General features: G+C 71.4%; 1 protein-coding gene. It reads right to left on the bottom strand.

What is annotated here, in order from left to right:
* On the bottom strand, positions 1–10,719 hold a 10,719-nt coding region (locus QMO76_RS35060; RefSeq protein WP_306365680.1), incomplete at both ends, for a non-ribosomal peptide synthetase.

Genomic DNA, 10,719 nt, shown 5'->3' on the forward strand with positions numbered 1-10,719 from the left:
CGTGGACGGCGTCTTCTGCAACACCACGTCCTTGCCGGTGAGGTTGTAGGCGTCCTGCATCCACACCAGGCGGTTGACGATCGCACCGTGCGACACGGCCACACCCTTGGGGCGGCCGGTGGAACCGGAGGTGAAGATCACGTACGCGGTGTTGTCCGGCCGCAGCGGCACCAGCCGGTCCGCGTCACGCAACGGAGTAGCGGGGTAGCTGCTCAGGTCGAGCAGATCGATGCGCACCTGCGCGGTGTCGATATCGAGATCCTCGCCGGAGGTCAGCACGGTGACCGGGTCCGCGGTGTCGAGGATGTACTCGATGCGCTCGGCCGGGTGGTCGGGGTCCAGCGGCACGTACGCGCCACCGGCGGCGACCACGGCGTACATGCCGACCACCAGATCGATGGAACGACGCATACCCAGGGCCACACAGGTTTCCGCGCCGACGCCACGCTCGACGAGCCAGCGGGCCAGGCGGTGCACCCGCGCACCGAACTCGGCATAGGTCAGGGATTCCCGGTTCGGTGTGGGCTGCTGGTCGTGCGACGACCGGACCGGTTGCGTCCCTTCGAAGGACACGGCGGTCGTGTCCGGGGTGCGGGCGGCCTGTGCCTCGAAGAGCGCAGGCAGGGTGGCGGCGGCGTCGCCGTCGGCGGTGCGCACGATATCGCCGTTGATGGCGGCCACATCGGCCCCGCCCGGGTTCGACACCAGAATCGACAGGTCGAAGTCCAGGTCGACGGTGGTGTCGTTCCACTGCTCCACCACCAGCGCGCGTTCGGCGTCGTCGAGCAGTTCGATATCGCCCACGGCCGCACCGGGTTCGGCGGTGATGGCGTGCAGCACCCGCACCAGGCGGTCGGCGATGCGGCGAACGGTGTTCTCGTCGAACAGGTCCCGCAGGTAGCCCGCGCGAATCCGCAGGCGGCTGTCGAGCTGTGCGATCAGCGTCAGCGGGTAGTGGGTGGCATCGGCGGCGTCCAGGCTGGTGACGGCCATGCCGTCGATATCGGCGGCCTGCGCCCGCAGGCCGTCCGCGTCGACGGGGTACGACTCGAACACCACCAGGGTGTCGAACAGTCCGCCCACGCCCGCCGCCGACTGGATGTCGGCCAGCCCGATGTAGTGGTGGTCCAGCAGATCCGCCTGCTCACCCTGGGTGCGGGTGAGCAGCGCGCGCACCGTCTCGGCCGGATCGAAGGCGATGCGCACCGGAACGGTGTTGATGAACAGGCCGACCATGGATTCCACCCCGGCCAGCTGCGCCGGGCGGCCCGACACCGTGGTGCCGAACAGCACGTCGTCGCGGCCGGTGAGGCGACCGAGCAGCATGCCCCACGCGGTCTGGAGCACCGTATTCGGCGTGACGCCGAGCTGCGCGGCCAGGTTGGTCAGGCGTGCGGTGGCGGCCTCGTCCAGGTCGAAGAAGTATTCGCCGGACAGCGCCGTGATCTCCCGGCTGGCATCCGGCCGGGTGAGCAGGGTGGGCTCGGACACTCCGCGCAGCGCCCGCTGCCAGGCCGCGAGCGAGGCCGGACGGTCCTGCCGCGCAACCCATTCCAGGAAGTTGCGGTAGGAGCGGACCGGCGGCATCGCGCCGCTGTCGGCGCGGGTCGCGTACAGCACCAGCAGGTCCTGCATGAGCAGCGGCATGGACCAGCCGTCGAGCAGGATGTGGTGGTTGGCCACGGCCAGCTGCCAGCTGTCGGCGCCGGTGCGCACCAGCGTGAAGCGAATGAGCGGCGGCTGGGTCAGGTCGAAGCGCCGCATCCGATCGGCGGCGATGATCTCATCGGCCGCGGCCAGCCGCGCGTCGGCGTCGGCATGGCTCGCGGTCAGGTCGTGGTCGGTCCACGCCACCCGCACGCTGTCGAGCACCAGCTGCACCGGATTGCCCGCCGCGTCGTTCAGGTACGCGGTGCGCAGGATCTCGTGCCGGTCGATCAGAGCCTGGGCCGCCGCGCGCAGACGGTCGGCGTCCACCCGGCCGGCGAGCGTCAGCACCGCCTGCGCGGTGTAGACGTCCACCGAGGTGGCGGCCAGCTGCGCGTGGAAGAGCAGACCCGCTTGCAGGGCCGACAGCGGCCACACCTGGTCGAGGCCGGGGAAGCGGCGCTCCCAGCCGTCGATATCGCGCTGGGTGACCCGTACCAGACCGAAGTCGGACGGGGTGTGCCCGCCCGCGTCGGCCGTATCGGCATGCCGGGCAACGGCTTCCAGCGCCGAGGTCCACAGCCGTCCGAAGGCGGCGACATCCGCGGCGTCGAGCAGGGTGCTCGGGTATCCGATATTGGCGGTGAGCTTGTCGCCCGCCACGATGGCATTGATGTCGATCGGGGCCATGGCGGGCATGTCGGCGTCGTACGCGCCGCCGAGATCACCCAGTTCGGCGGCCGGAATCCAGCCGAATCCGCGCAGCGCCTCGGGCACATCGCCCTCGCTGACCCGGCCCAGGTAGTTGAAGCTGACCTGGCCCGGCAGTTCGGCGGGCAGCTGGGCGGCGGTCTCCGGATTGAGGTAGCGCAGCAGGCCGTAGCCGAGGCCCTTGTCGGGCACCGCGAGCAGCTGCTCCTTGACGGCCTTGATGGCGCGGCCCATGGCCGGGCCACCGGCGAGGGCGGCGTCGACGTCGATCTCGGACAGGTCGAAGCGCACCGGGAAGATGGCGGTGAACCAGCCGACGGTGCGGGACAGGTCGGCACCCGGCACGACCTCTTCCTCACGGCCGTGGCCTTCCAGGCGGATAAGGGCAGACCTCTCCCCCGCGTCGCCGGTGGGCGCGAGCCCCTTGTCCGCGCGCCACTTCGCGACGGCCAGCGCCAGCGCGGTCAGCAGACCGTCGTTGACGCCGCCGTGGAACAGCGCGGGCACGGTGGTGAGCAGCGAGCGGGTGACCTCGGCGGACACCTCGACGTGGTGCTTGGTCACGACCTCGGTGACGTCCACGGCCGGATCCATCGGCCGTGCGGTGAGCAGCGGGTCGGGGCCGTCGACCACGCCGCGCCAGTACTCCAGCTCGGCGATCCGCTTGTCGCTGCGGGCTTCCCGCTCCAGCGCGTGCGCCCAGGTGCGCATGCTGGTGGCGGGCGCGGCGAGTTCCGGCGTCTGGCCGGAGGACAGCTGTCCCCAGGCGGTGACGAAGTCGGGCACCAGAATGCGCCAGGTCACGCCGTCGACCACCAGGTGGTGGGCGGCGACGATCAGGCGACCGGCGCGGACCGGCTCGCCGTCGGACGCCGGGGACGGCTCCAGCCACACGAACCGGATCACCACGCCCGCGGCCGGATCGAGCCGGTCCAGGGTGGCATCCAGTGCGGCCGAGGCCGTGTCGAACAGCGCCTTGTCATCGAGCGCGGCGTCGAACACGGTGTGGTCGATGAGCGCGTCCACGTCCACGGTGCCCGGCGCGGCGGTCTCGACCGCCCACTCACCGGACTCGGTGCGGTACAGGCGCGCCCGCAGCATGTCGTGGCGGTCGATGACGGCCGCGACGGTGGCCGCGATACCGGCGCGGTCGATGCCGACCGGCAGTTCCAGGGCCATGGTCTGGTTGAAGCGGTCGAACGAGCCCCGCCGCTCCGCCATGAACCGCACGACCGGCGTGAGCGGCAGCTCGCCGACCCCGCCGCCGGGCAGCTCCTCCAGCTTCGGCGCGGTATCACCCAGCGCGGCAGCGGTTTCGGCGACGGCGGCCAGTCCGGCCACGGTGCGCTGTTCGAACACGTCGCGCGGGCTGAACACCACGCCGCGCGCCTTGGCCCGCGACACCAGCTGAATGGAGACGATGGAGTCGCCGCCCAGCGCGAAGAACGAGTCGTCGATGCCGACCCGGTCCAGGCCCAGCACCTCGGCGAAGACCTCGGCGATGCTGTGCTCCACCGGATTGCGCGGCGCGCGGAAGGCGGCCTCGGTGGTGAACACCGGCTCCGGCAGCGCCTTGCGATCCAGCTTGCCGACCGGGGTGAGCGGCACCCGGTCGATGGTCATGATCGACGACGGCACCATGTAGGCGGGCAGGCGCTGTTCCACATGCGCGGTCAGCGTCGGCACGTCGATGACATGCCCCGACGCCGCGACCACGTACGACACCAGCGACACCGCGCCGGCGGCATTGCGGTGGCCGATGGTGACGGCGAAGTCCACGGTGTCGTGCGAGGCCAGCGCGGCGTCGATCTCACCGAGTTCGATACGGAAGCCGCGCACCTTCACCTGGAAGTCGGAGCGGCCCACGTACTCGACCTCACCGCGGCTCCATCGCACCACGTCACCGGTGCGGTACATTCGCGCGCCCGGCACATACGGGTTCGCCACGAAACGGTCGGCGGTCAGGCCCGGCCGCGCGTGGTAGCCGCGCGCCAGCTGAATACCCGACAGATACAGCTCACCCGCGACGCCCTCGGGCACCGGCCGCAGCCGGTCGTCGAGGATCAGCGACTGCATGCCCCGGATGGGTCCGCCGATGGTGACGGTCTCCCCCGGCGTCAGGGGCCCGCTGATATTGGTCATGATGGTGGTCTCGGTGGGACCGTAGCCATTGTGGAAGGCGCGAACGGTGCCGTCCGCCAATGGAATCGCCCACTTGGCCACCAGCTCCGGCGGCACCGCCTCGCCACCGGCGCACAGCATGCGCAGGCTGTCGAGCCCGGTCGGGTCGAAGGTGGCGATGGCCGCCGGGGTGATGAAGGCGTGCGTGGCCCGCTCGGCGCGAATCAGCGCGGAGAGTTCCTCGCCGCCGTAGACGCCCGGCGGCACCACCACGAGCGTGCCCGCCGGTCCGACCGCGAGCAGGAATTCCAGCATGGACGCGTCGAACGACGGCGACGCGAAATGCAGTGCGCGCGAATCGGTGTCGAGGTGGTAGCGCTCGATCTGCTCGGCGCTGAAGTTGGCCGTACCGGCGTGGGTGACCACGACGCCCTTGGGCAGGCCGGTGGAGCCGGAGGTGTAGATGACGTACGCCGGATGCTCCGGCCGCAGCGGGCGCACCCGCTCGTCCGCGGTGACCGGCGCGCTGTCGTAGCCGTCCACCTCGAGCTCGTCGAGCACCAGCCACCGCGCCGATTCCGGCAGGCCGTCGCGCACCGATGCCACGGTCAGGCCGACCGGCGAGCCGGAGTCGGTGACCATGTGGGCGATGCGGTCGGCCGGATAGGTCGGGTCCACCGGCACGAAGGCGGCACCGGTCTTGGACACCGCCCATTCGGCCAGATAGGAGTCGGCCGAACGCGGCACGGCCACCGCGACCAGATCCTCGGCGCCGATCCCGCGCTCGATGAGCAGGCGGGCCAGGCGATTGGAGCGCGCGTCGAGTTCGGCGTAGGTGAGCTCGACACGGTCCTCGCCGGGGCGGCCGGGATAGATGACCGCGAGACCGTCCGGGTTCCGCTCGACGGCGTCGGCCATGAGTTCCGGCAGGGTGCGCGCGGGTTCGGCGGGCGCACCGGTGCGGGCGATCAGGTCGGCGCGTTCGGCGGCGTCGAGAATGTCGATGCCGCCCACGGCGATCTCGGGATCACCGGCGATGGCCGTCAGCACCCGCTCCCAGCGCTGCGCGAAGGCGGCGGCGGTGTCGGCGTCGAACAGATCGGTGGCGTAGGTCAGAGCCAGCGCCATGCCGTCGGCGCCGTGCTCCGACAGCGTGAACTGGAGGTCGAAGCGGGCGACGTTCTCCTCGAGATCCAGCGCCGAGACGGTCAGACCGGGCAGCTCCAGGCTGGTGCGGTCGAGGTTCTGGAAGGCCAGCACCACCTGGAACAGCGGGTTGCGAGCCTGCGACCGCTCGGGGGCGAGCAGCTCGACCAGCCGCTCGAACGGCACGTCGGCATTGCCGAAGGCGTCCAGGTCGGTGCGGCGCACCCGCTCCAGCAGATCGGTGAAGTGCTCCGCCGGATCGATGGCGGTGCGCAGCACCAGCGTGTTGACGAACATGCCGACCAGATCGTCGAGCGCCTGTTCGCCACGCCCCGCGACCGGGGTGCCGATGGTGATGTCGTCGGTGCCCGACAGCCGCGACAGCAGCACGCTCAGCGCGCTGTGCATGACCATGAACAGCGACGAACCACGCTGGCGGGCAACGTCTTCCAGCGCCGTGACGAGTTCCGGCGCGAGCGTCCGGTGCAGGGTCGCGCCGCGATGCGAGGCCACGGCGGGACGCGGGCGATCCGCGGGCAGGGTCAGCTCGTCCGGAATGCCGTCCAGGGTCCGCTGCCAGTACCCCACCTGGCGGGCGAGCAGCGATCCGGCGTCCTCCTCGGAGCCGAGCACTTCGCGCTGCCAGATGGCGAAGTCCGCGTACTGCACCGGCAGCGGGGACCAGCCGGGAACCGCGCCCTGGGTGCGCGCGGTGTAGGCGGTCATCACATCGCGGGTCAGCGGCCCCATGGAGAAGCCGTCGCCGGCGATGTGGTGCACCACCACGACCAGCACGTGCTCGCGCGAGTCCACCGGTTCGGCGCCATTACGGCCCGACTCGGCGGCCCCCGACCCGACACCGTCGGCCGGCGGGAGCGCGGCCGCATCGTCGGCCTGCGGCTCCGCCACCACCCGGTACAGCCGGGCGCGCAGCGGAACTTGTTCGGCCACATTGAATCCGGCGGTCGCGAACTCCGTGACGCGGGTGGTCAGCTCGGCGGCGGTCACCTCGACCGGGTGCAGGTCCAGACGGACCTCGTCGGCCGGGACGACCACCTGCATGGGGGTGCCGCCGTGCTCCGGATAGCGGGTGCGCAGCGACTCGTGGCGGCGCACCACGTCCGCGACGGCGAGTTCCAGTGCGGCGGTGTCGAGTTCACCGGTGAGGCGGATCGCCAGCGGCAGGTTGTAGGCCGAGGAGCCGGTGTCGTACTGGTTGAGGAACCACATGCGCTGCTGCGCGAACGACAGCGGCACCAGTTCGGTGGCGCCGCGCTGGCGGGCGACCAGCTTGGCGCGCGAGACGCCGTCGGCATGCGATTCGATGCGGGCCGCCAGGGCTTCCACGGTGGATGCCTCGAACAGCGTGCGCACCGCGACGGAGGTGTCGAGGGCGGACCCGATGCGCGAGACCACGCGGGTGGCGATGAGCGAATTACCCCCCAGATCGAAGAAGTCGTCGTCGAGCCCGACGCGCGGCAGCTCGAGCACGTCGGCGAAGACGGCCGCGACGGTCTCCTGCACCGGGGTCTCCGGCGCGCGGAACGCCCGAGCCTGCACCGCCGGTGCGGGCAGCGCGCGGCGATCCAGTTTTCCGTTGACCGTCAACGGAATTCGATCGAGCACCACCAGCGCCGAGGGCACCATGTAGGACGGCAGCCGCTCCCCCGCGCCCGCACGCACGGTGTCGAGATCGGGCGCGGCGCCCTCCTCGGCCACCACGTAGGCGACGATGCGCTGATCGCCGGGCTGATCCTCGCGCACGATGACCGCGGCCTGCGCGATACCGGGCTGCGCGAGCACGGCGGCCTCGATCTCGCCGAGTTCGATGCGGAAGCCGCGCACCTTGACCTGATCGTCGGCGCGGCCGAGGTATTCGAGTTCGCCGAAGCGGTTCCAGCGGGCGACGTCGCCGGAGCGGTACAGCCGCTCGCCGGGCACCCCGAACGGGGCGGCCACGAAGCGGGTGGCGGACAGGTCCGGGCGGCCCAGATAGCCGCGCGCCAATTGCGGCCCGGCCACGTACATTTCTCCCGCGACGCCGACCGGCACCGGATGCAGGCGGTCGTCGAGCACGTACACCCGCAGGCCCGCGATGGCGCGGCCGACGATGCTACCGGTGGCGGCGGCGATGGTGGCGGCGTCGAGCGCGCGGTGCGAGACGTGCACCGTGGTCTCGGTGATGCCGTACATGTTCACCAGCACCGGCGCGGTGTCACCGTGGCGCGCGATCCAGTCGCCGAGGCGGCGGAGTTCGAGAGCCTCACCGCCGAACACCACGTAGCGCAGTGCCAGCGGCGCGACGGCGGTGCCCGATTCCCGGCTGGCCACCGAGGCGATGCGATCCGCCTCGGCCAGCTGGTAGAAGGCCGACGGGGTCTGGTTGAGCACCGTGACCCGTTCGCGGCGCAGCATTTCCAGGAACTGTTCGGGCGAGCGCGAGGTGTAGTAGTCGACCACGACCAGCTTGCCGCCGTAGAGCAGCGGTCCCCACAGCTCCCACACCGAGAAGTCGAAGGCGTAGGAGTGGAACAGCGTCCACACATCCGCCGCGCCGAAACCGAATTCGCGATCGGTATTGGCGAACAGCCGCACCACATTGGCGTGCGACACGGCCACGCCCTTGGGGCGGCCGGTGGAGCCGGAGGTGTAGATGACGTAGGCGACGTGCTCGGGCCGCAGCGGGCGAAGCCGCTCGGCGTCGGTCACGGGCGCGTCGTCGGCGTCCTCGATGTCGCCCGCCTCGACGGTGTAGCCGTCGAGCACCACGGTCGGCAGTCCGGCGGGCAGTTCCACCTGCACGGTGGAGTCGACCACCACGCCGGTCGGAGCCGAATCCGCGAGCAGGAAGGCGATGCGATCGGCCGGGGAGGTCGGGTCGACCGGCACGTACCCCGCACCGGTCTTGATCACCGCGAGCAGCGCGACCACCAGGTCCAGCGAGCGCGGCAGGATCACCGCGACCAGCGACTCCGGTCCGGCCCCCTCCGCGATGAGGCGACGGGCCAGTACATTCGCGCGCCGGTCCAGATCCGAGTAGGTCAGCTCGTCGTCGCCGAAGCGCACCGCCACCCGCTTGGGATGGGCGGCCACCGCGGCATCGAACAGCCCCGACAGCGTGGCGGCCGGGTCGCTGAACAACCCGCCGCCGTGTCCGACGGCGGAACTCGCGGCTGCCTCCGGGCGCGTCGCGAGTTCCACGGCGTCCACCCCCGCGGAGACCCAGCGTTCGGCCACATCGTGGCGTTCGGCCTCGCCGAGCAGGTCGATATCGCCGATGACGGCGGCCGGGTCCTCGGCCACCGTGCGCAGGATGCGCACCAGGCGGTCGGCGAAGGCGGCCACGGTCTCGGGATCGAACAGTTCGGTGGCGTAGTTCCAGGACAGGCCCAGTGAGCCGTCGGCGCGCTCGCCCACGGTCAGCTGCACATCGAATTTCGCCGTGCCGGGGTCGAATTCGACGACATCGACATCCAGACCCGGCAGCGACACCGAGCCCGCGTCCTTGGCCGAGGCGGCCTCGAAGGTCAGCGCCACCTGGAACAGCGGGTGGTGCGCCTGCGAACGCTGCGGGCTGAGCACATCGACGAGCCGCTCGAACGGCACATCGGCGTGTGCGAAGGCGGCCAGGTCGGTGCGGCGCACCTCGGCGAGCAGATCGGCGAAGGCCGCGTCCGAGCGCACCCGGGTGCGCAGCACCAGGGTGTTGACGAACATGCCGACCAGATCGTCCAGGGCGCGGTCACCGCGCCCGGCGATCGGCGTGCCGATGGCGATATCGGTGCCGCGCGACAGGCGCGACGCCCACGCGGCCAAGGCGGCGTGCACGACCATGAACAGGGTCACGTCGTGATCGCGGGCCACACCCGCCAGCGCCCGATGCACCTCCGCGTCGATCGAGAAGTCGTGCGTCCCACCGGCATTGGTGGCCACCTCGGGCCGCGGCCGGTCGGCGGGCAGCTCGATCTGATCCGGTAGGTCGCGCAGCTGTTCGGTCCAGTAGGCGAGCTGTCGCGCCGCGGCCGACTCCGGATCGTCCTCGGACCCGAGCACGGCGCGCTGCCACAGCGCGTAGTCGGCGTACTGCACCGGCAGCGGAGCCCAGTTCGGTGCCTCACCCCGGCTGCGGTCCAGGTAGGCGGCCACCACATCGCGCAGCAGCGGGCGCAGCGAGAAGCCGTCACCGCTGATGTGGTGCAGCACCAGCACGAGCACGTGCTCGCGCGGGCCGACGGTGAGCAGGGTCGCCCGGAACGGCAGTTCGCGCGTGACATCGAAGTGCACGCCGGCCACCGCGGTGACGCGGGCGATCAGGTCGTCCGCGTCGATCTCCTCGGCGTCCAGGTCGAAGGAGACCTCGCCGGGCGACAGCACGCGCTGGTAGCCGTTGCCCTCCACCTCGGGGTACAGCGTGCGCAGGGCCTCGTGGCGGACCAGCAGGTCGCCGATGGCGGCCGCCAGGGCGGCGGCGTCGACCTCACCGGTGAGCCGCAGCGCCACCGGGATGTTGTTGACGGCGGTGCGGTTGTCGAAGCGGTTGAGGAACCATATGCGCTGCTGCGCGGGCGAGAGCGGCACCAGCCGCGCCGACTCACCGGTGTCCAGGGTCACCGGGGCGGGCCGCTCCTGCGGCGTCAGCGGCAGCCGCGCGCCGGTGCCGACGCGCGATTCCAATTGCGCGGCGAGCGCCGTCACGGTGGACGCCTCGAACAGGGTGCGCACCGGGATGTCGGCCTCGAGCGCGGCCGACAGGCGGGCGGCCACCTGGGTGGCGATGAGCGAGTTGCCGCCCAGTTCGAAGAAGTCGTCGTCCAGGCCGACGCGTTCCACGCCGAGCACCTCGGCGATGGTGCCCGCCACGGTCTGCTGCACCGGGGTGGCCGGGGCGCGGTAGACCTTGGCGGCGAAGGTGGGGGCGGGCAGCGCCTTGCGGTCCAGCTTGCCGGAGGCATTGAGCGGGAAGGCGTCCAGCACCATGAAGGCGGCGGGCACCATGTAGGCCGGAAGCTGCTGGGACAGCTCGGCTTTCACGGCCTCCAGGTCGATCTCACCGTTCGGGACCAGGTAGGCCACCAGCTGGTCGCCGGTGCGCTC

The sequence above is a fragment of the Nocardia sp. CC227C genome, assembly GCF_030767025.1.
Lineage (GTDB): Bacteria > Actinomycetota > Actinomycetes > Mycobacteriales > Mycobacteriaceae > Nocardia.